At 71.7% G+C, this 20,560-nt stretch carries 16 protein-coding genes; 13 read left to right on the top strand and 3 right to left on the bottom strand.

Annotated features, from left to right (window positions below):
• The first annotated feature begins 12 nt into the window (after positions 1-12).
• Positions 13-957 carry a hypothetical protein gene (locus tag ACIF9R_RS19075; RefSeq protein ID WP_399981214.1) on the top strand — a complete coding sequence of 315 codons (945 nt, stop codon included), beginning with the start codon at positions 13-15 and terminating at the stop codon, positions 955-957.
• 480 nt (positions 958-1,437) lie between these two features.
• Here the strand turns inward: ACIF9R_RS19075 and ACIF9R_RS19070 are convergent, their stop codons facing one another.
• The gene (locus tag ACIF9R_RS19070; protein ID WP_399981212.1) at positions 1,438-1,908 is read right to left on the bottom strand and encodes a DUF3093 domain-containing protein; all 471 of its coding nucleotides are present in this window, start codon (positions 1,906-1,908) and stop codon (positions 1,438-1,440) included.
• Positions 1,909-1,966: 58 nt separating this feature from the next.
• On the opposite strand from ACIF9R_RS19070, the gene ACIF9R_RS19065 reads away from it, so the two are divergent.
• The 8 genes from ACIF9R_RS19065 to ACIF9R_RS19030 all read left to right on the top strand — a co-directional run bounded on the left by ACIF9R_RS19065 (position 1,967) and on the right by ACIF9R_RS19030 (position 9,193).
• On the top strand, positions 1,967-2,551 hold the full coding sequence (locus ACIF9R_RS19065) for a PaaI family thioesterase (protein WP_399981208.1): 585 nt from the start codon (positions 1,967-1,969) through the stop codon (positions 2,549-2,551).
• On the top strand, positions 2,548-3,111 hold the full coding sequence (gene dut, locus ACIF9R_RS19060) for a dUTP diphosphatase (RefSeq protein WP_399981205.1): 564 nt from the start codon (positions 2,548-2,550) through the stop codon (positions 3,109-3,111). The genes ACIF9R_RS19065 and dut overlap by 4 nt, the downstream gene beginning before the upstream one ends.
• A gap of 1 nt (position 3,112) precedes the next feature.
• Positions 3,113-3,871, top strand: a complete 759-nt coding sequence (locus ACIF9R_RS19055; RefSeq protein WP_399981202.1) for a DUF3710 domain-containing protein — start codon at positions 3,113-3,115, stop codon at positions 3,869-3,871.
• 331 nt (positions 3,872-4,202) lie between these two features.
• Positions 4,203-4,547, top strand: coding sequence for a hypothetical protein (locus ACIF9R_RS19050; RefSeq protein WP_399981199.1), 345 nt, complete (start codon positions 4,203-4,205; stop codon positions 4,545-4,547).
• Between the two features lie 4 nt (positions 4,548-4,551).
• A complete protein-coding gene (locus ACIF9R_RS19045) occupies positions 4,552-7,233 on the top strand; it encodes an ATP-binding protein (RefSeq protein ID WP_399981197.1) in 2,682 nt (893 codons plus the stop codon).
• Complete coding sequence (locus tag ACIF9R_RS19040; RefSeq protein WP_399981194.1) at positions 7,230-7,910, top strand: response regulator; 681 nt, start codon at positions 7,230-7,232, stop codon at positions 7,908-7,910. The genes ACIF9R_RS19045 and ACIF9R_RS19040 overlap by 4 nt, the downstream gene beginning before the upstream one ends.
• 98 nt (positions 7,911-8,008) lie before the next feature.
• On the top strand, positions 8,009-8,407 hold the full coding sequence (locus tag ACIF9R_RS19035) for an OB-fold nucleic acid binding domain-containing protein (RefSeq protein WP_073930701.1): 399 nt from the start codon (positions 8,009-8,011) through the stop codon (positions 8,405-8,407).
• Between the two features lie 3 nt (positions 8,408-8,410).
• On the top strand, positions 8,411-9,193 hold the full coding sequence (locus tag ACIF9R_RS19030; protein WP_399981191.1) for a DUF3159 domain-containing protein: 783 nt from the start codon (positions 8,411-8,413) through the stop codon (positions 9,191-9,193).
• 112 nt (positions 9,194-9,305) lie between these two features.
• Here ACIF9R_RS19030 and ACIF9R_RS19025 read toward each other — a convergent pair whose 3' ends face one another.
• Together ACIF9R_RS19025 and ACIF9R_RS19020 are read right to left on the bottom strand one after the other, a co-directional pair.
• Positions 9,306-9,974, bottom strand: coding sequence for a TrkA family potassium uptake protein (locus tag ACIF9R_RS19025; protein ID WP_037930094.1), 669 nt, complete (start codon positions 9,972-9,974; stop codon positions 9,306-9,308).
• Positions 9,974-10,645, bottom strand: a complete 672-nt coding sequence (locus ACIF9R_RS19020) for a potassium channel family protein (protein ID WP_399981189.1) — start codon at positions 10,643-10,645, stop codon at positions 9,974-9,976. Before ACIF9R_RS19020 ends, ACIF9R_RS19025 begins: the two co-directional genes overlap by 1 nt.
• 235 nt (positions 10,646-10,880) lie before the next feature.
• On the opposite strand from ACIF9R_RS19020, the gene ACIF9R_RS19015 reads away from it, so the two are divergent.
• From ACIF9R_RS19015 to ACIF9R_RS19000, 4 genes are all read left to right on the top strand, one after another.
• Positions 10,881-11,789: an adenosine kinase gene (locus tag ACIF9R_RS19015; RefSeq protein ID WP_399981186.1), complete on the top strand. Its 909-nt coding sequence runs from the start codon at positions 10,881-10,883 to the stop codon at positions 11,787-11,789.
• A gap of 313 nt (positions 11,790-12,102) precedes the next feature.
• Positions 12,103-14,148 carry an APC family permease gene (locus ACIF9R_RS19010; protein WP_399981184.1) on the top strand — a complete coding sequence of 682 codons (2,046 nt, stop codon included), beginning with the start codon at positions 12,103-12,105 and terminating at the stop codon, positions 14,146-14,148.
• A gap of 69 nt (positions 14,149-14,217) precedes the next feature.
• Positions 14,218-15,546, top strand: coding sequence for a class I SAM-dependent RNA methyltransferase (locus ACIF9R_RS19005; RefSeq protein ID WP_399981181.1), 1,329 nt, complete (start codon positions 14,218-14,220; stop codon positions 15,544-15,546).
• 435 nt (positions 15,547-15,981) lie between these two features.
• Entirely contained in the window at positions 15,982-20,526 is a 4,545-nt protein-coding gene (locus ACIF9R_RS19000; RefSeq protein WP_399981179.1) for a sacsin N-terminal ATP-binding-like domain-containing protein, read from the top strand.
• Positions 20,527-20,560 lie beyond the last annotated feature (34 nt).

Genomic DNA, 20,560 nt, shown 5'->3' with positions numbered 1-20,560 from the left:
GCGGGGTCGGCCGTGACCGGCTCGACCCCTCCGCGGAAGCGCCGCTTCTTCGCGAAGGGAGCGGACCCAGGGCCCCCACAGGGCCCGCAGCACGACACGCGTGACGAAGAGCGGGGCTCAACCGGTATCGGGGCGGCCTCACTCGAAGCGGTATCCGGCCGGGGTGACCTCCCGGAATCCCTGGAGGTCACCGCGCCCGTGGCGCGCCGAAGGGCCGCCGCGTTCCGCGACAAAGCCCGGGAAGGCGCCCGAAAGGGCGGTGCCCGCGCCCGTGCCGGACTGGCGCACCTGGCGGACCGGATCATCGAGATCGCCCCGCGTGTGCCCGTACGCGACCTCGAGACGCTGCGCCGGCAGTTCCCCGGACTCGGCCCCGAGGAACTCGCGGACAAGCTCGTGGCCGGTGCCGCGAAGGCCACGGCGACGGTCGGGGCGGGAATCGGCGCGGCGGCGATGATGCCCGTACCGCCCGCGATGCCGACGGAACTGGCCGCCGAGATCACCGGCGTCGCCGCGATCGAGCTCAAGCTGATCGCCGAACTCCACGAGGTCTACGGCGTACGACCGCCCGGCACCCTCGGTCAGCGCAGCACCGTGTACCTCAACTCCTGGTCGGAGGAGCGCGGGGTGCAGGCCACCAGACCTTCGACCGTGAGCGTGGCCCTGAACAGCCGTATGAAGCGCGAACTGCGCCAGCGGATCATGAAGCGCACGGTCCGCAACCTCCCCAACCTGATGCCGTTCCTGGTCGGAGCCGCCGTGGGCGCCGTCATGAACCGCCGGGACACCAGAAAGCTCGCCGCGCGCATCCGGGACGACCTGCGAAGAATCCAGGTGCCCTGGGACGCCCTGCCGGCGCTGCCCGCCCTCGACCGCCCGGGGAACGCCCTACCCGAGCGCGCCCTCACGGAACTCGGCGGTCACCCGGGAAGGCCGGAGGGGCGGCAGGCGCCCTGAGGCCGGAGGAGCGGCAGGCGCCCTGAGAGCCGTCTCCCGTCCCCGCGACCCCCATGCCTCCCCGAGGTGCCCCCTGCGCGCCCCTGGGGCCTGTCTGCGGGCCCCTGAAGCGTCGGAGCGGGAGTGGTCCCGCCCGGCGTACCGGACGAGCGGGGCGGTGACGGCCGCGGGGGCCCGGCGGGGGGACGAGGCCGGGCGTGAGGGAACAGGCCACCGGCGACCACACCGACCGCTGCGCGGGGCGGCTCCCACGCCCGGGCCGCCCACCTGTCGGGCGGGCGCACGTCGGGTTCGGAGCGCGACTTCCGGACTCCGCCGGCAGCGGAGAACGGCGGCAGCGGCCATCGTCCCCGGGATCGGCGGCGGGCCTGCCCTCCCGCCGTCAGGGGCGCGACGGCATCTCGCCGCCGTTCGCACGCCCCGCCTCGGGACCGTGGGGGTCCCGTTCACCCGTCCCCGGCATGCCCCGCCGGACAGGCCCTACGCGGCGTCGGCCGCGTCCTTGGCCGCCCGCAGCGCCTGTGCCAGACGCTCCGGCTCACGCGTCGACAGGAAGGCGTAGGGAGTCGAGTCCTCGGGGTCGGTGATGTCCACACGCAGCGCGCCCGGGATGTACGCCCGCAGCAGCATGAAGCAGCGCGGGTCGGCCTTGTACGTGCGCCAGGCCCGCGCCTCCTCGGCGTCCAGGATCTCCGCCTCGCCCAGCGCCGACACCGGGATCTTCGCCTCGCCCGCGATCAGATGACCGCCCACGACCCGGATGCGCACCGAGCCGTACGAGCTGGCCACGACGGCCGCGGCGGCGGTGCCGCCGGCCAGGCCGCCGAGCATCGGCAGCGTGCCGAACGGCAGCAGGATCAGCGCCAAGGAGGCCCCCACCAGGAAGGAGAGCAGCCACCAGGAGCGGGGGGCGGTGAGGCGTTCTTCGTACGGGACGGCGGAGAGCTGCATGAATCCAAGCTTGGCACGGTGTCGGGAGTGGAATCACGCGCGGGTAAGGTCTGCGCCTGTGAGTGGTACTTCCGCAGCTCTTCAGCCCCCCGCCGACGCCGCGCAGCCGGTGCGGCACCCCGACGCCCCCGCACCCGGCGAGCTCCTCGGCGCCCACTACGGCCAGTGTTTCGGCTGTGGTGACGAGCAGCCCCACGGGCTGCACCTCCAGGCCCGCGCCGGCGAAGGCGTGTCGATCACCGCCGAGTTCACCGTGCGGCCCGCCCACCAGGGCGCCCCGGGACTCGCGCACGGCGGGGTGCTCGCCACCGCCCTGGACGAGGCACTCGGCTCCCTCAACTGGCTGCTGCGCACCATCGCGGTGACCGGCAGGCTGGAGACGGACTTCGTCCGGCCCGTGCCGGTCGACACCGTGCTGCACCTGGAGGCGCGGGTGACGGCGGTGGCGGGACGGAAGATCTACTCCACGGCCACCGGCCGTATTGGCGGCCCCGAGGGGCCCGTCGCGGTCCGCGCCGACGCTCTGTTCATCGAGGTCAAGGTCGACCACTTCATCGACCACGGCCGCGAGGAGGAGATCCAGGCCGCCATGAGCGACCCCGACCAGGTCCGCCGGGCGCGTGCCTTCGAGGTGAACCCGTGAGCGATCCCGGCCGGGGCACCCTCGATGTGCTGATCAGGCGCGTCGACCCCGACGTACCGCTTCCGGCGTACGAGCACCCCGGTGACGCGGGGGCCGATCTGCGGACCACCGAGGCCTGTGAACTGGCCCCCGGCGAGCGGGCCGTGCTGCCGACCGGAGTGTCTGTGGCGCTGCCCGAGGGGTACGCGGCCTTCGTGCACCCGCGATCCGGTCTTGCCGCCCGCTGCGGCGTCGCCCTGGTGAATGCCCCGGGGACGGTTGATGCCGGGTACCGTGGGGAGATCAAGGTGATCGTGGTGAATCTCGACCCGCGCGAGACCGTGCGGTTCGAGCGGTTCGACCGGATTGCCCAACTGGTCGTCCAGCAGGTCGAGAGGGTCCGCTTCGTGTCGGTCGCGGAGCTCCCCTCCTCGGCCCGGGCCGAGGGGGGCTTCGGGTCCACAGGCGGCCATGCCGCGGTGGAAGAAGGTAAGAGCGGCACAAGCGTTCAGGCCGCCGTGGGCGGTGCAGTGGGTGGGAATCGATACGCTTCGGTCGTATCCGACCGGGAAGGACAGTGACGTGTTCGGACGTCGCAAGAAGAAGGATGCCGCCGACGGTGCGGCCGGCGAGGCCGAGCAGGTCGTCGACGGTGTCGACGCGAAGGCGGGCGGCGAGGAGGTCGAGCGGCTGAGGCTCGAGCCGGCGCCGCGGCCCGACGGACCCTGGGACAGCTCCGAGGTCCGTGATCCCGGAGAGGGCCGGGTCGACCTGGGCGGTCTGTTCGTGCCCGGTGTCGACGGCATGGAGCTGCGGGTGGAGGTCGCGGGCGACGCGATCGTCGCGGCCACCGTCGTGCTGCGCGACAGCGCCATCCAGTTGCAGGCCTTCGCCGCGCCCAAGCGTGAGGGCATCTGGAGCGAGGTGCGCGAGGAGATCGCGACCGGTATCACCCAGCAGGGCGGCATCATCGACGAGGTCGAGGGCCCGCTGGGCTGGGAGCTGCGCGCCCAGGTGCCGGTGCAGCTGCCGGACGGCACCGGCGGCTACCAGGTCGTGCGGTTCGTGGGTGTGGACGGTACCCGCTGGTTCCTGCGCGGGGTGATCTCCGGTCAGGGCGCGGTGCAGCCGCAGGCCGCCGGACTGCTCGAGCAGATCTTCCGGGACACGGTCGTCGTGCGTGGGGAGGGCCCGATGGCGCCGCGCGACCCGATCGTCCTGCAGCTGCCGAACGACGCCCAGATGGTCCCCGAGAACGTGCAGCAGGAGGAGGGCGGCTCCCGCTTCGCCGGCGGTATGGGCCAGCTCCAGCGCGGACCGGAGATCACCGAGGTCCGCTAGGGCCTGCGGCGCGGATCAGGGTGCGCTGTGCCTGCGGCGACAGGCCACCCGGGTCCGCTGAGCCCTCCGAGGCGGGTCGCCGACGTCCGCCGGAGCCTACGGGGCAGCAGCTTCACAGGGCCGCATGCCTTCAGGGGTGCGGCCCTTGCCCATGCGCGGTCCCGGCGGCGGGCGTCGTGGCCGGGACCCGGTGCCCGGCCCGGGCGACGACTTCGGCCGTGCCGCGACTTCGGCCGCGCCACGGCCGACACCCGGCTGCCGGCCAAAGGCATCCGCCCGTCCGGCACCGACAGCCTCTTCGTCGTGGGGCCTTCACCCACGGCCCGCCGTCATGGAACTGCTCCGAGCGGTCCTTCGCAGCGAGCACGTCACCGCGCTCGTCGCCCGGTACGACGCCCCCCTGCCGGACCTCGCCCACCGCGTGCCGGAGCCGGGCGTACGGCGGGATCGCCGGGCGATGACGCCCACGGACGCCGCCGCGCCGTCGCGTCGCCCGCCTGTACCGGTCCTGGCGCCCGGTCGTATCGCCCGCCCGCTCGTGCCGTACCGCCCGGCCGTACCGCCCGGCCGTACCGCTCGTGCCGTACCGCCCGGCTGTACCGCCCGGCTGTACCGCCCGGTCGTGCTGCCCGCCCGCGCCCGCCTCACGACCGGACGCCGCGGCGCAGCACAATGAGGCCATGGCACGCGGCAGACTTCGCATCCACCTCGGCGCGGCACCGGGCGTCGGCAAGACGTACGCGATGCTCGCCGAGGCGCACCGGCGCGCGGAGCGCGGCACCGACTGCGTGATCGCCTTCGCGCAGCCGCACGGACGGCCCCGTACCGAGGCGCTGCTGGAAGGCCTGGAACGGATCCCGTACCGGCGGACCGAGCACGGCGGAACCGCCGTGTCGGACATGGACCTGGACGCCGTCCTCGCCCGCCGCCCCCAGGTGGCCCTGGTCGACGAGCTCGCCCACACCAACGCGCCCGGCTCCCGCAACGCCAAGCGCTGGCAGGACGTGGAGGAACTGCTGGCCGCCGGGATCGACGTGCTCTCCACCGTGAACATCCAGCACCTGGAGTCGCTGGGCGACGTCGTGGAGTCGATCACCGGGGTACGGGAGCGGGAGACCGTACCCGACGAGGTGGTGCGGCGGGCGGACCAGGTGGAGCTGGTCGACATGACCCCCGAGGCACTGCGCCGCCGTATGGCGCACGGCAACATCTACCAGCCGGACCGGGTGGACGCCGCCCTGGCGAACTACTTCCGCCCCGGCAGCCTCACCGCGCTCAGGGAACTGGCGCTGCTGTGGGTGGCGGACCGGGTCGACGAACATCTCCAGCGCTACCGCAGCGAGCACGAGGTCTCGGCGATCTGGGGCTCGCGTGAGCGGATCGTCGTCGGCCTGACCGGCGGACCCGAGGGCCGCACCCTGATCCGGCGGGCCGCGCGGCTGGCGGAGAAGGGCGCCGGCGGCGAACTGCTCGCCGTCTACATCTCCCGCAGCGACGGGCTCACCGCCGCCTCGCCCAAGGAGCTGGCCGAGCAGCGCACCCTCGCCGAGGACCTCGGCGGCAGCTTCCACCACGTCGTCGGAGACGACATACCTGACGCGCTGCTCGCCTTCGCGCGCGGCGCCAACGCCACCCAGCTCGTCCTCGGCTCCTCGCGCCGCAGAGCCTGGCAGTACGTCTTCGGCCCCGGTGTCGGCGCGACCGTCGCCCGGGACTCCGGACCCGACCTGGACGTGCACATCGTCACCCACGACGAGGTCGCCAAGGGCCGCGGACTGCCCGGCGCCCGGGGCGCGCGGCTCGGACGCTCCCGGCTGGCCTGGGGCTGGGCGGTCGGCGTGGGCGGCCCGGCGGCACTCGCGCCGCTGCTCAACGCCGTGGACCTGGGGCTCGCCAACGACATGCTGCTGTTCCTGACGCTGACGGTGGCGGCCGCCCTGCTCGGCGGACTGTGGCCTGCGCTCGCCTCCGCCGCGGCCGGCTCCCTGCTGCTGAACTACTTCCACACCCCGCCCCTGCACACCTGGAGCGTCGCCGACCCGAGGAACATCATCGCCATCGTGATCTTCGTCGGGGTCGGCGCGTCGGTGGCGTCCGTGGTCGACCTCGCGGCCCGGCGCACCCACCAGGCGGCCCGGCTGCGCGCCGAGTCGGAGATCCTCTCCTTCCTGGCCGGCAACGTACTGCGCGGCGAGACCGGCCTGGAGGTCCTGCTGGAGAGGGTCAGGGAAACCTTCGGTATGGAGTCGGCCGCCCTGCTCGAACGCGAGGGCGACGTCGAGCCGTGGACCTGCGCGGGCCACGCGGGCCGGGGACGGCCCGTCGAACGGCCCGAGGACGCGGACGTGGAGGTGCCGGTCGGCGACCACATGGCGCTGGCCCTCACCGGCCGGGTGCCGCCCGCCGAGGACCGCAGGGTCCTGGGCGCCTTCGCCGCGCAGGCCGCCGTCGTCCTGGACCGCCGGCGGCTGCGCGAGCAGGCCGGCCGCGCCCTCGCCCTCGCCGAGGGCAACCGCATCCGCACCGCCCTGCTGGCCGCCGTCAGCCACGATCTGCGCACCCCGCTCGCCGGGATCAAGGCGGCCGTCTCCTCACTGCGCTCCGAGGACGTCGACTGGTCACCGGAGGACCGCGCCGTCCTGCTGGAGGGCATCGAGGACGGTGCCGACCGCCTGGACCACCTGGTGGGCAATCTGCTCGACATGTCCCGGCTGCACACCGGCACGGTCACCCCCCTGATCCGCGAGATCGACCTGGACGAGGTGGTGCCGATGGCACTCGGCGGGGTGCCCGAGGGCAGCGTCGCCCTGGACATCCCCGAGGCCTTGCCCATGGTCGCCGTCGACCCGGGGCTGCTGGAGCGGGCGATGGCCAACGTGATCGAGAATGCCGTCACGTACGGTCCCCCCGGCCGGCCCGTCCTGGTCGCCGCCAGTGCCCTCGCCGACCGGGTCCAGGTGCGGGTCGTCGACCGCGGGCCGGGCGTCCCCGACGAGGCCAAGGACCGTATCTTCGAACCCTTCCAGCGGCACGGCGACGCCCCGCGCGGAGCCGGTGTCGGCCTCGGCCTGGCGGTCGCCCGGGGCTTCGCCGAGGCCATGGGCGGCACCCTGGCCGCCGAGGACACCCCCGGCGGCGGCCTCACCATGGCGCTCACCCTGCGCGCCGCGGGAGTGCGGCGGGACGCCGCGGGAGCGCCCCACGCGCCCCTTCCCACCGCGCGTACCGCACCGCCCGCACCGTCCGCACCACCGGTGTCCCCCGCACCACCGGCGTCCCCCGCTCCACCGGCGTCCCCCGCTCCAGCCACACCACCCGCTCCACTCGCGCACCCCGCAGAACCGGAAAGGCGGCCCTCATGACCCGTGTGCTGGTGGTCGACGACGACCCGGCCCTCGTGCGCGCCCTGGTGATCAACCTCAAGGCCCGCTCCTACGAGGTGAACTCCGCCCAGGACGGCGCGGCCGCCCTCCACGCGGCAGCCGCGCACCACCCCGACGTGGTCGTCCTCGACCTCGGCCTGCCCGACATGGACGGCGTCGAGGTGATCAGACGGCTGCGCGGCTGGACCCGTGTGCCGATCCTGGTGCTCTCCGCCCGGCACGCCTCCGGCGAGAAGGTCCAGGCACTGGACGCGGGCGCCGACGACTACGTCACCAAGCCCTTCGGCATGGACGAACTGCTGGCCCGGCTGCGGGCCGCCGTTCGCCGCGCGGAGCCCGCCGGTGACGGGGGAGACGCGGTGGTGCAGACCGCCGGGTTCACCGTCGACCTGGCCGCCAAGAAGGTCAACCGCGACGGCAGGGACGTACGGCTGACACCCACCGAATGGCATCTCCTGGAGGTGCTGGTGCGGGCCGGCGGCCGGCTCGTGGCGCAGAAGCAGCTGCTGCGGGAGGTGTGGGGGCCGTCGTACGGGACGGAGACCAACTACCTCCGTGTGTACATGGCGCAATTGCGTCGGAAACTGGAGACGGATCCGTCACATCCCCGGCACCTCATCACCGAGCCGGGCATGGGATACCGCTTCGAGAAGTGAAGGCCGGGGGAGTTCGCCCCACGGGGTCGGCGGTGGCCGGTTCGGACCGGGGACGCGGGGGGTACGTAACCGTCAGTGCACCCCGGTACGCTTCAGATATGAGTGCTGTTCCTCGTTCCGAGAAGCCGGCAGGCCGGTTCCGGCGCATGCTCGACCGGCTCTCCTCGTCCCAGGAGGACCTGGAGTCCGAGGAGCTGCGTGAGGACGCCGAGACCGCCGGCTGTACGCGGATAGGCGACTGCCGCGACCGGCAGATCGTCACCGTTACTGGTACCTTGCGCACGGTCACGCTGCGGCCGCGCGCGGGAGTTCCGGCCCTGGAGGCCGAGCTCTTCGACGGCTCCGCCGCGCTGGACGTGGTGTGGCTCGGCCGGCGCTCCATCGTCGGGATCGAGCCGGGGCGCAAACTGATCGCATCGGGCCGGATCTCGATGAGCCGGGGCCGCCGGGTGCTGTTCAACCCGAAATACGAACTGAGACCCCTCGGACGGGAGTAGCCGGTGACGTCGCTCGACAAGCCGACAACCGAAGACACACCCTCGGACGACGCCCGGGCGGTGACGGAGGCCGCCCTGTTCGAGGCGTTCGGCGGGGTGCGGGGCATGGTCGAGACGGTGCTGCCCGGGCTCCTCTTCGTCAGCATCTACACCATCAACAAGAACCTGCACATGTCGGCGATCGCGGCGGTCACCGTGGCGCTGGTGATGGTCGTCGTGCGACTGGCGCGCAGGGACACCGTCAAGCACGCCTTCAGCGGTGTCTTCGGCGTGGCCTTCGGTGTGGTCTTCGCGATGATGACCGGCAATGCCAAGGACTTCTATCTCCCGGGCATGCTCTACACGCTGGGTCTGGCCGTGGCGTACATCGTGACGGCGATGGCGGGAGTGCCGCTGATCGGACTGATGCTGGGCCCGGTCTTCCGGGAGAACCTCTCCTGGCGGCACCGCAACCCCGGGCGCAAGAAGGCCTACACCAAGGCCAGCTGGGCCTGGGGACTGATCCTCCTCGGCAAGAGCGCGATCCTCTTCCCGCTGTACTGGTGGGCGGACACGACCCAGCTGGGCTGGGTGCTGGTCGCGCTGAAGATCCCGCCGTTCCTGCTGGCCGTGTATCTCACCTGGGTGTTCCTGGCGAAGGCGCCGCCACCGATCGACGTCTTCGCGGAGATGGAGGCCGAGGAGCGTGCGGAGCAGGAGCGCGCCGACGAGGAGCGGAAGGCCGCCGCCGCGGCGCCGGAGAGCGGTGGGTCGACGACGGCCGGCCGCCACCGCCGCCCGTCCTAGCCCGTATGAGACGTGGGGCGCCCGGAGTGTCCGGGCGCCCCACGTCGTTACGTCCTCACGTACCGCCGTCTGCGGTACCTCACGTATGTCTGCCGCTCCTCGCGTACCGGTCCTACGACTCCTTGCGGACCGAGAGCAGGTCCTCCAGCTGTTCCTCGCGGGCCTGGGCGGCCACGAAGAGCAGCTCGTCGCCTGCCTCCAGGGAGTCCTCCCGCGTCGGCGTCAGCACCCGCGTGCCGCGGATGATGGTCACCAGTGAGGTGTCCTGCGGCCACTCGACGTCCCCGACCTGGGTGCCGGCCAGCGCCGACTCCTCCGGCAGGGTCAGCTCCACCAGGTTGGCGTCACCGTGGCTGAAGCGCAGCAGCCGGACCAGGTCGCCGACGCTGACCGCCTCCTCCACCAGGGCCGACATCAGACGCGGGGTGGAGACCGCGACGTCCACGCCCCAGGACTCGTTGAACAGCCATTCGTTCTTCGGGTTGTTCACCCGGGCGACGACGCGCGGAACGCCGTACTCGGTCTTGGCGAGCAGGGAGACGACCAGGTTGACCTTGTCGTCGCCGGTCGCGGCGATGACGACGTTGCAGCGCTGGAGCGCCGCCTCGTCCAGGGAGGTGATCTCGCAGGCGTCGGCCAGCAGCCACTCCGCCTGAGGCACGCGTTCCACCGAGATGGCGGTGGGCGCCTTGTCGATCAGCAGGACCTCGTGGCCGTTCTCCAGCAGCTCGCCCGCGATCGAGCGGCCGACGGCTCCGGCCCCGGCAATGGCGACCCTCATCAGTGACCGCCCTCCTCTTCGGGACCCTTGGCGAACGCCGCCTCGACCCGGTCGATCTCATGGGTGCGCATCATCACGTGCACCAGGTCCCCCTCCTGCAGCACCGTCTGTGAACTGGGCAGGATCGCCTCGCCGAGCCGGGTCAGGAAGGCCACCCGCACGCCCGTCCGGTCCTGCAGTCTGCTGATCCGGTGCCCCACCCAGGCCGTGGAGGTGTGCACCTCGGCGAGCTGGACGCCACCGGTGGGATCGCGCCACAGCGGCTCGGCGCCCGAGGGGAGCAGCCGGCGCAGCATCTGGTCGGCCGTCCAGCGCACGGTCGCCACGGTCGGGATGCCCAGGCGCTGGTACACCTCCGCGCGGCGGGGGTCGTAGATGCGGGCGGCGACGTTCTCGATGCCGAACATCTCCCGGGCCACCCGCGCGGCGATGATGTTGGAGTTGTCGCCGCTGGAGACGGCGGCGAAGGCGCCCGCGTCCTCGATACCGGCCTCACGCAGGGTGTCCTGGTCGAAGCCGATGCCGGTGACCCGGCGGCCGCCGAACGAGGATCCCAGCCGGCGGAAGGCGGTGGGGTCCCGGTCGATCACGGCGACCGTGTGCCCCTGCTCCTCCAAGGCCTGGGCCAGGGCGGAACCCACCCGTCCGCAGCCCATGATGACAACATGCATCACGTCACCCCGCGCTTCCTGCAGGCCCTTCGACCTTCATGACCTTGGTGCTCATGTCTCTCTTTCGGCTCGCCCGGCGGACATCGCGGCCTGACAGCGGGCCGCCAGGCAACATCATGCCGGGGGATCGCGATCCTGACGCCCTCCGGGGCCGGGCCGCCGGGTCCGCGTCCCGCGACCAACGTATCCGCTGCACCGGGGAACACCGGGGGCGGGGCAAGGAGAAAGCCGGACCATGACCGCCGAGATCGACGTCCTCGTCCTGGGAGGCGCCGGGGTGGACACCATCGTGCATGTGTCCGAACTGCCCGTACCGCTCGCCGACAGTCATATGATCCAGCCGGGAATCGTCACCCGCGCGGGGCAGAGCGGCGATTTCGTCGCCCTCGGCACCACCGCCCTGGGCCTGCGCACCCATCACCTCGACCTGCTCGGCGACGACCACGAGGGCGCCCTCGTCCGTGCCCTGCACCGGGACCACGGCATCGCGCTCACCGCCGTACCGCAGCCGCGCGGCACCAAGCGCGCGGTCAACCTCGTCGGCCCCGACGGCAGGCGGGTCTCCCTGTACGACGCGACCCGCTGGGCGGAGACCGACCGGCTGCCCGGGACGACGGTGCGCGAACTGGCCGCGGTCAGCCGGCACGCCCATGTCGTCATCACCCAGCCCTGCGCGGACGCCCTCCCGCTGCTGCGTGAGGCGGGCGTGCCGATCTCGACCGACCTGCACGACTGGGACGGCGTGAACCCGTATCACGAGGCCTTCGCCCTCGCCGCGGACCTCGTCTTCCTCTCCGCCGCCGCCCTGACCGACCCGGTGGCCACGATGCGCAGGATCGCCGAACGGGGCAGGGCCCGGATCGTCGTCGCCACCGCGGGCGCGCAGGGCGCGTACCTGCTGGCCGACGACGAGCTGACCCACATCCCCGCCGCCGGGCCCCCGGCACCCGTCGTGGACTCCAACGGGGCCGGCGACGCCTTCGCGGCCGCGTTCCTTCACGGCCGCCTCGCCGGTGAGCCGCCCCTGCGCTGCGCCCGGCTCGGGGCGGTGGCGGGCGCCTACGCCTGCACGGTGCCGTCCACGCGGGTGGCCGCGATCGGACCGGAGGAACTGCTCGCCGGAGCCGCCGAGTACGCCCCCTGACACGGTCAGCGACGCGTGAAGCTGCGCACGCTCGCCACGGTGAGGATGCCGAGGACGACGAGCGCGGCCGCGGCGCCGATCAGTTCTGCGGTCGTGTGCATGAGACCTCCACGTGGAGTGGCGACTGCGGCCGGGTCGGTCGTCCGGGTGTGGTCGTCCGGGGCAGTCATATAGGCATGGAACTTCCGCGACCTGCGGAATCCGCACCCCGAGCCCGCGTGAATTCACCCGGAGGGCAGAGGCCGTATGGACCCCGTATGGATGTGGGTGGCGGGTGGGCCGCCTTCTGGCAGACGCCTTACGATCCACTCTTGTGTCCAAACTGACCGACGTGCCCAAACGGATCCTCATCGGGCGCGCACTGCGCAGCGACCGGCTGGGGGAAACGCTTCTGCCGAAGCGCGTCGCACTCCCCGTCTTCGCCTCCGACCCGCTGTCCTCCGTCGCCTACGCCCCCGGCGAGGTGCTGCTGGTCCTGTCCATCGCGGGCCTGTCGGCGTACCACTTCAGCCCCTGGATCGCCGCGGCGGTCGTCCTGCTGATGTTCACCGTGGTCGCCTCCTACCGGCAGAACGTCCGTGAGTACCCGAGCGGTGGCGGCGACTACGAGGTGGCGACCACCAACCTCGGCCCCCGGGCCGGCCTGACCGTCGCCAGCGCCCTGCTCGTCGACTACGTCCTCACCGTCGCCGTGTCGATCTCCGCCGGCATCGAGAACCTGGGCTCGGCGGTCCCCTTCGTCGTCGAGAACAAGGTGGCCTGCGCGATCGGCGTGATCGTGCTGCTGACGCTGATGAACCTGCGGGGGGTCAGGGAGTCGGGCACACTCTTCGCGATCCCCACGTACGTCTTCGTCACCGGCGTCTTCCTCATGATCGCGTGGGGCTCCTTCCGCGCGGTCGTGCTCGGCGACGACATGCGGGCACCGACCGCGGACTTCGAGATCAAACCCGAACACCCCGGCCTCGCCGGCTTCGCCCTGGTCTTCCTGCTCCTGCGCGCCTTCTCCTCCGGCTGCGCGGCGCTCACCGGTGTCGAGGCGATCTCCAACGGCGTCCCCGCCTTCCGCAAGCCCAAGTCGCGCAACGCGGCGACCACGCTCGCCATGATGGGCCTGCTCGCCGTCACCATGTTCTGCGGCATCATCGCGCTGGCCGCCGCCACCGACGTCCGCATGGCCGAGAACCCGGCCAGGGACCTGACCCGCGACGGCGTCCCGCTCGGCCCGGACTACGTCCAGCACCCGGTGATCTCCCAGGTCGCCGAGGCCGTGTTCGGCCACGGCAGCGTCCTGTTCATGATCCTCGCCGCCGCCACCGCGCTGGTGCTGTTCCTCGCCGCCAACACCGCCTACAACGGCTTCCCGCTCCTCGGCTCGATCCTCGCCCAGGACCGCTACCTCCCCCGCCAGTTGCACACGCGCGGCGACCGCCTCGCCTTCTCCAACGGCATCGTGCTGCTCGCGGGCGCCGCCGGACTGCTGGTGGCGCTCTACGGAGCCGACTCCACCCGGCTGATCCAGCTCTACATCGTCGGCGTGTTCGTGTCCTTCACCCTCAGCCAGACCGGCATGGTCCGGCACTGGAACCGTCTGCTGGCCACCGAGAAGGACCGGAACAGGCGCCGCCACATGATCCGCTCCCGGGCCATCAACACCTTCGGAGCCTTCTTCACCGGCCTGGTCCTGGTCGTCGTCCTCGTCACCAAGTTCACCCACGGCGCCTGGGTCGCGCTCCTCGGGATGTGCATCTTCTACGCGATCATGACGGCCATCCGCAGGCACTACGACCGCGTCGCCGACGAGATCGCCGCCCCGGCCACCCCGACCGACGACAGCGCACGGCCGTCCCGGGTCCACTCCCTCGTCCTCATCTCCAAGATCCACCGTCCCACGCTGCGCGCCCTCGCCTACGCCCGGCTGATGCGCTCCGACAGCCTGGAGGCGCTCAGCGTCAACGTGGACCCGGCCGAGACCAGGGCACTGCGCGAGGAGTGGGAACGGCGCGGCATCGACGTCCCCCTCAAGATCCTCGACTCGCCGTACCGGGAGGTCACCCGGCCCGTCATCGAGTACGTCAAGAGCCTGCGCAACGAGGCACCGCGCGCCGTGGTGTCCGTGATCATCCCCGAATACGTGGTCGGCCACTGGTACGAGCACCTGCTGCACAACCAGAGCGCGCTGCGGCTCAAGGGCCGGCTGCTGTTCACCCCGGGAGTGATGGTGACCTCGGTGCCCTACCAGTTGGAATCCTCCGAGGCCGCCAAGCTGCGGGCCCGCAGGCGCCAGGACTGGGCCGCGCCCGGCTCGGTGCGCCGCGGCCCGAAGGAGCGGGCGAAGGACTCCTCCCCGCACACGTAGACTGGTGGGCTGTTGTTGCCCCGGGCCGCGACGGCCCGCCCGTTCCCGATGTTGTGGAGTCACCCCGCCATGCAGGCAGAACCGAGGAAATCACTGGTGGGGGAGGAGTACGAGGTCGAGATCGGCCCCGTCGCCCACGGCGGCCACTGCATCGCCCGTACGTCCGAGGGGCAGGTCCTCTTCGTCCGGCACGCCCTGCCCGGCGAGCGGGTCGTCGCCCAGGTCACCGAGGGCGAGGAGGGGGCCCGCTTCCTGCGCGCGGACGCGGTGCGGGTGCTGGACGCCTCCAAGGACCGCATCGACGCCCCCTGCCCCTACGCCGGCCCCGGCCGCTGCGGCGGCTGCGACTGGCAGCACGCCAAGCCCGGCGCCCAGCGGCGCCTCAAGGGCGAGGTCGTCGCCGAGCAGTTGCGGCGCCTCGCCGGGCTCACGCCCGAGGAGGCCGGCTGGGACGGCACCGTGCTGCCGGCCGAGGGCGACAAGCTCCCGGCCGGCCAGGTCCCGGCGTGGCGCACACGCGTGCAGTACGCCGTCACCGCCGACGGCCGTGCGGGACTGCGCCGGCACCGGTCGCACGAGGTCGAGCCGATCGACCACTGCATGATCGCCGCGGAGGGTGTCAGCGAGCTGGGCATCGAGAAGCGGGACTGGACGGGCATGGACTCCGTCGAGGCGATCGCCGCGACCGGCTCCCAGGACCGCCAGGTCGTCCTGACCCCCAAGCCCGGCGCCCGCCTCCCCCTGGTCGAACTCGACCGCCCCGTCTCGGTCATGCGCATCGACGAACGCTCCGGGCAGCTCCACCGCGTCCACGGCCGCCCCTTCGTCCGCGAACGCGCCGACGGCCGCACCCACCGCGTCGCCGGCGGCGGCTTCTGGCAGGTCCACCCGAAGGCCGCCGACACCCTCGTCACCGCCGTCATGCAGGGCCTGCTGCCCCGCAAGGGCGACATGGCCCTCGACCTCTACTGCGGTGTCGGCCTCTTCGCGGGCGCCCTGGCCGACCGGGTCGGCGAGGCGGGCGCGGTCCTCGGCATCGAGTCCGGCAAGCGCGCCGTCGAGGACGCCCGGCACAACCTCGAGGACTTCCCGCGCGTCCGCATCGAACAGGGCAAGGTCGAGTCGGTCCTGCCCCGCACCGGCATCACCGACGTCGACCTCGTCGTCCTCGACCCGCCCCGCGCGGGCGCCGGCCGCAAGACGGTCGAGCACCTGTCCTCCCTGGGCGCCCGCCGCATCGCCTACGTCGCCTGCGACCCGGCGGCCCTGGCCCGCGACCTGGCGTACTTCCGGGACGGGGGGTACCGGGTGCGGACACTGCGGGTGTTCGACCTGTTCCCGATGACGTCGCACGTGGAGTGCGTGGCGATTCTTGAGCCTGCCCAGAAGGGGCTCTGACCTGCGGTTTTATCGGGTTCTTCAGGTGTGCTCGACGGTGCTCGACCTGTTTTCCGAAGTTCACCGCGTGGAGCCTGCTGTAGGTAGTCGCCGCGTGGTTCACCTGCGGTTTCACAACGGGAGCGTGAGTCCAGAACGCTCTGCTCAACTCCGTCAGGGACGGGTTCAAGGCATGTCTTGACGCTCGTTCGACGCTGTTCCTGACGGAGTGTGAGGTTGAGGTGCTAGGACCGGATGGCGCGGGCCAATCGACTTTTCGGGCTCAGCCCGTCGAGTAGCGCGTTAGGTCTGCTCTATGGACTTGAGCTATACAGCGACAGGTCTCGGATAGACGTGTGCTGATTGCGCTGGCCTCGTTACCCTGTGTCGCAGGGAGTGTCGAGGTACGTGGGGGCGCAGATGAGCACGGGGGATGCGGTGCGTCGAACGGCTGCGGTGGAGCAGGCAATTGCGTCCGCCGATGCGCTCTTCTCCATGGAGGGCATCCCAAAAGGAGCCGTCGTACCGGAGCCGGAGGGTGAGGCGGCGACTGAGGCGGCGGTCGAGCGACTCGGCAGCCGGTTCGCGCGACTGGACGGCCAAGTACGGCACGCGTTGAGACGTACCCGAGATCACGCGGGGAATTTGTCGAGCGACCGTCTCCAGGGGCTCTCGGAGATCGTGCAGAACGCCGAGGACCTCGGCGCCACGGACGTACGCATTCTGATGTGGGGATGTGAACTCCTCGTCGCCCACAACGGCAGTCCCGTACGGTTGCCGGACGTTTTGGCCCTGGCGATGCCCTGGCTGACGAGCAAGGCAGAGCAGGCGGAATCCACCGGTAGGTTCGGGATCGGCCTGATGACCCTCCAGTCCCTCTCCCCGCATCTGGAGGTTCACTGCGGGCATTACCGGTTCCGGGTCGGCGATCCTGACATCGCCGTGGCCAGGCCGTTCCCGTTGCCTGACTGGTTCGCGGGCGACACCTGGACGGTTCTCCGGGTTCCACTAGAGCCGGGCGTGCTCGGCGCGGACGAGGTGGACGCGTGGCTTGCCGCGTGGGGAGACAGCGCGCTGCTCTTCCTCGGCAGTGTCGGCAGCGTCACGCACCTGGACGAGCAAGGTCGTGTCCGGCACCGGCTGGCGCTCGACCGTGAGACCGGCGAGCCGTTCGAGGCCGTGGTGGGCGGGCAGAGCGCCGAGGTGGAGACCGGCGAGGCACGCGCCGGTGACGGGTCCCGGTGGTTGATCTGCCGTACGACCGTTCCCAGCCCCTTCGGGATCACCCGGTCTCACAAGGCGGTGGGGTCCACCACCGCAATCGCTGTGGCTCTTCCTCTCGGCCCCGATGACGCTGGGCGGATCTACGCCGGTCTTCCGGTCGCGGACACCGCTCTGTCCCTCTGTATCAGCGCCCAGTTCGATCCGATCGCCAGCCGTCAGGCGCTCGACGACACCCCGTGGAACCGCGCACTGCATGAACTGGTGGGTGACCTGTGGACGGCCGCCGCCCTGTGGCAGTTTCGGCGGGATCCGGCACGGGCCTGGCGCGCCGTGCCGCTCCCCGACGACGTGCGCGACTCCCGCGACCCGGTCGCCGCGCTGGAGCGACTACTCCTCGACCGTGCCAGGGCGGGCGTGTCCCACGGTCTCGTTCTGGACGTCCCGGGGTACGGGCCGCTTGGCCTGGATGATCTCGCGGTGGAGGACGAGACGCTGGTGGGCGTGGTCACCGAAGAAGAGATCTCCCGCGTCGCCGAGCGGACCGCCGTGCTGCCCAAGGTGGCGCGGGACGAGGACGGTCGATGGCGGGAGGTGCTGGCGGACTGGGAGCACCACGACAGTGCGGTTCCCGTGACGGTGGACCTTTACGACGCGTTGCGCCTCCTCGACGACGAGACCCGGTCGCCGCAGGCGAACATCCGCCTCGCCGCGGTGGGACTTGCCTCGAATATCTACTCTTCCTTGCTGTCGAGCCGCTGGCTCGTGGACAGCTCAGGGGGCCGTCACCGTGTGCCCCGGCCGGCGGAGCCAGCGGTGTTCACCGACGCCCCGCGGGGCCTCGGCGCCAGTCTCGGATTCTCCCGGGAAGTCCATCCGGCATTCCTCGCCGACACCGACGAGGCGCGGTCGGTGAGGACATGGCTCCGTAAGCGGGAGGCGCTACTGACCGACGCGGACGCGGTGGCCGTGATCCGGCGCCTCGCGGCCATCGGCGCGGCGGGGAGCGGCGGCCCGAATGCACTGCGGCTGACAGATGACCAGCTCATCGAACTGCGCGACGGGTTCGCACGTGTGCCGGACCACGAGCGTGAGACCTTGGGGCGGGACGTGGGCCATGCAATCCGGCTGCAGGGGCATCGCTACGACCGGGCCGGAAAGCGTGAAGACATCGACGTTGCTCCCGCCCGGGCGTACCTACCCGCCCGACTGGACAGTTCGGAACGCGAGGAGAGCTTCGCCTTTGCCGCCGGTCGCACGGCCGGGTTGGTGTGGCTGCGGCCTCGGTATGCCGAGGTCCTGCAGCGCGGCGGCGCTGGGATGGGCGCCCGTAAGTTCCTGAGGCTCCTGGGCGCGGAGACCGCGCCCAGGTTGCGCAGGCACCCGGGGGCGCGGGAACGCTTCACGCAGAGCCCGAAGGGGGTGCCGGCGGAAGTTATCTCGGGACCTCGAGCACGCACTGATGCCCTGCGCGTTCTGGAAGCGACCTTCACGCTCGACGACTACGAAAGCCCCGACCTACGTGCCGTCGCCTCTGGCATAGCGGCGGAGCAGGACCCGCAGCTCCGCAGGCGCAGGGCGGCAGCGCTGTTTCATGTCCTCGGGCGGGCATGGAGCCGCTTTTCCGACCACGACGAGGTGGATGCTGTCTACGACTACTACGCATGGCAGAACCGGGGCAGGACCGCAGCTTTCTGGCTCTGGCAGTTGCGCGACACACCATGGCTGGACGCCGGTAACGGCGCAACTTCCGCCCCGACTCGACTCCGCATGCGGACCACCGGCACGGTCGCGGTGTACGGGGCGGACGACGAGCGATTCCTCCATCCCGAGATCCAGCAACTGGTCGGCAGACGCAGTGATGTGCTGCGAGCCCTGGGCATTTCTGCGGAGGCCCGCACCGAGGACCTCGTGGAATGTCTGCAGCGCCTGCGCCGACGGGAGGAAGAGGGCGGCGACAGGGATGTGCCCGCGGCGCTGATCCTCTACCAAGCCCTGGCCGAGCGCGCCTTCGGCCGTGGCGCGGGAGCCTCGGGGGAGATGTCCCTGGGCTCGGTCCTTCGGGCATTCGGCGAGGGGAGCGGCCTCGTCCTCACGGACTCCGGCTGGTGCCGGCCGAGCCAGTGCCTGCGCGGAGCGCCGCTCTTCGGTCCGCTCCGTGCGTTCGCTCCCACGTTTCCAGGCAGCGAGGAGTTCTGGCAGCGGCTCGCAGTGCGCCTGCCGACTGTGGACGACGCCACGGCCGTGATCAAGGAGCTGGCCCAGCGGGACCGGAAGCAGGGTCGGGACGAGCCGGACGGGACGACCCAGTCCATCGTCCTGGAGACCCTGAAGATGCTCGCCGCTCTGGGCCGTACTCATCCCGGCGCGTTGACGGCCAAGCGCCTGGGACGCCTCCCTCTTTGGACGACCCAGGGCTGGCGAAGCAAGCGGCCCGTGTACGCCGTCGAAGACCCGGTGGTAGCCGAGGCGCTGGGCCGGGAACGTGCGGTGTGGTGCCCGGGAGCCGAATTGGAGCAGTTCCGACCGTTGATCGGAGCCCTGCGCGTGAGCGAGCTCGCCGCAGAGCATGTCTCCGTGTACAGCCCTGGCCCGGCCCCGGCGGACCCGGACGCCACAGCGCTGGTCCGGTCAGCCGTCACCCATCTCCGCGAGGACCTGCAGCGCAACGCCGCGAGCGTTGCGCAGTCCCTGGACTGCTCGTGGGACCAGCTGGCTGACCTGACTGTATGCATCGCCCCTCACCTGGCCTGCTGCCTCGATCTTCCGGACGTGGGCGAGACGGTGCACGTGCCCGTGGACGCCGGGATCGACTGGTCCTCGGGCACGTTGTACGTACGTGACACTGCCGCTCTGAAACGTACATCCGGGGTGGGCCGGTCGATCGCCGCCCGGTTTCCGGGCAGCCGCCGCGAGGTGGCCCTCGCCTGGGGAGCGGCGTGTGACCAGGCCGAGAAGGGCCGTACGGCCGTACAACTGAGCCTTGCCGACGACCAGGTGCGGCGCGACCGGGAAGCGGCGGAGGCCGAACGCGAACGACGGCTCCGGGAACTCGGAAGCGAGGTGGACCAACGCCGTGCCGCGTTCAAAGCGGAGGCCAGCACAATGCCCGGTACCCCACCGACGGCAGTGATCCTGCTGCCTGCTCCCAGCACACCACCGCCCGCCGGGCCGGCAGCCCCGCCTGTGCCCCCCGCCGCTCCACCGAGGAGGCTCGTCGACCCCGGCAGGCTCCGACTCGTCGATCCGAGCGGCATCATCACGCCGCCGAAGCCCTCGGCTGCGGGCGCGCCCAGCGCACGGCCGAGCGGGTACACCTCGGGTACGTCCGGCCTGCCGCAGCCCCGCGCCGGATCGGCGATCCCTCAACAGCACACGCCACCGCGCCCCTACACGGGTACGGAGCAGGAAAAGGTGGCGCTGGACGTGGTACGCAAGGCACTCGCCACCGACGACGACTGGCTGCGCGACCTGCGGGCCCAACGCGGCCTCGGCGCCGACGCGGTGGACGCACTGTCGCGATTCTACGAACTCAAGGCATATAAGGACGCCGAGCCGGACACGGTGCTGCTGACGCCCGCGGAGTTCCAGCGAGCAGCGGAGAGCGACGATTTCTTCCTCGTCATCGTCTCGGGGCTGGAGGCCGGAACCGGTCCCGTCTCCGTACGCATCATCCCGCAGCCGCTCCATCAGCTGACTTGCCGTCCGAGCAGCAGCGTGACGGTCACGGGCATCAGAGGGGCGCACAGCCGGGTGTACCAACTCGAGGAGGATAGATAGGCCAGCCAGCCGTGGCGATCCGAGACGTGGCGCC

This window comes from Streptomyces sp. NPDC086080 (genome assembly GCF_044540255.1).
In the GTDB taxonomy this organism is placed as follows: Bacteria; Actinomycetota; Actinomycetes; order Streptomycetales; family Streptomycetaceae; genus Streptomyces.
Note: the sequence above shows the minus strand (reverse complement) of the source record. Positions and strands in the feature narration are given on the sequence as shown.

Coding starts and splice junctions, on each gene's coding strand:
- ACIF9R_RS19050 (WP_399981199.1), top strand. CDS start 4,203: ATGGAACTGCTCCGAGCGGTCCTTCGCAGCGAGCACGTCACCGCGCTC.
- ACIF9R_RS19020 (WP_399981189.1), bottom strand. CDS start 10,645: ATGCATGTTGTCATCATGGGCTGCGGACGGGTGGGTTCCGCCCTGGCC.
- ACIF9R_RS19070 (WP_399981212.1), bottom strand. CDS start 1,908: ATGCAGCTCTCCGCCGTCCCGTACGAAGAACGCCTCACCGCCCCCCGC.
- ACIF9R_RS19005 (WP_399981181.1), top strand. CDS start 14,218: ATGCAGGCAGAACCGAGGAAATCACTGGTGGGGGAGGAGTACGAGGTC.
- ACIF9R_RS19025 (WP_037930094.1), bottom strand. CDS start 9,974: ATGAGGGTCGCCATTGCCGGGGCCGGAGCCGTCGGCCGCTCGATCGCG.
- ACIF9R_RS19035 (WP_073930701.1), top strand. CDS start 8,009: ATGAGTGCTGTTCCTCGTTCCGAGAAGCCGGCAGGCCGGTTCCGGCGC.
- ACIF9R_RS19045 (WP_399981197.1), top strand. CDS start 4,552: ATGGCACGCGGCAGACTTCGCATCCACCTCGGCGCGGCACCGGGCGTC.
- ACIF9R_RS19015 (WP_399981186.1), top strand. CDS start 10,881: ATGACCGCCGAGATCGACGTCCTCGTCCTGGGAGGCGCCGGGGTGGAC.
- ACIF9R_RS19040 (WP_399981194.1), top strand. CDS start 7,230: ATGACCCGTGTGCTGGTGGTCGACGACGACCCGGCCCTCGTGCGCGCC.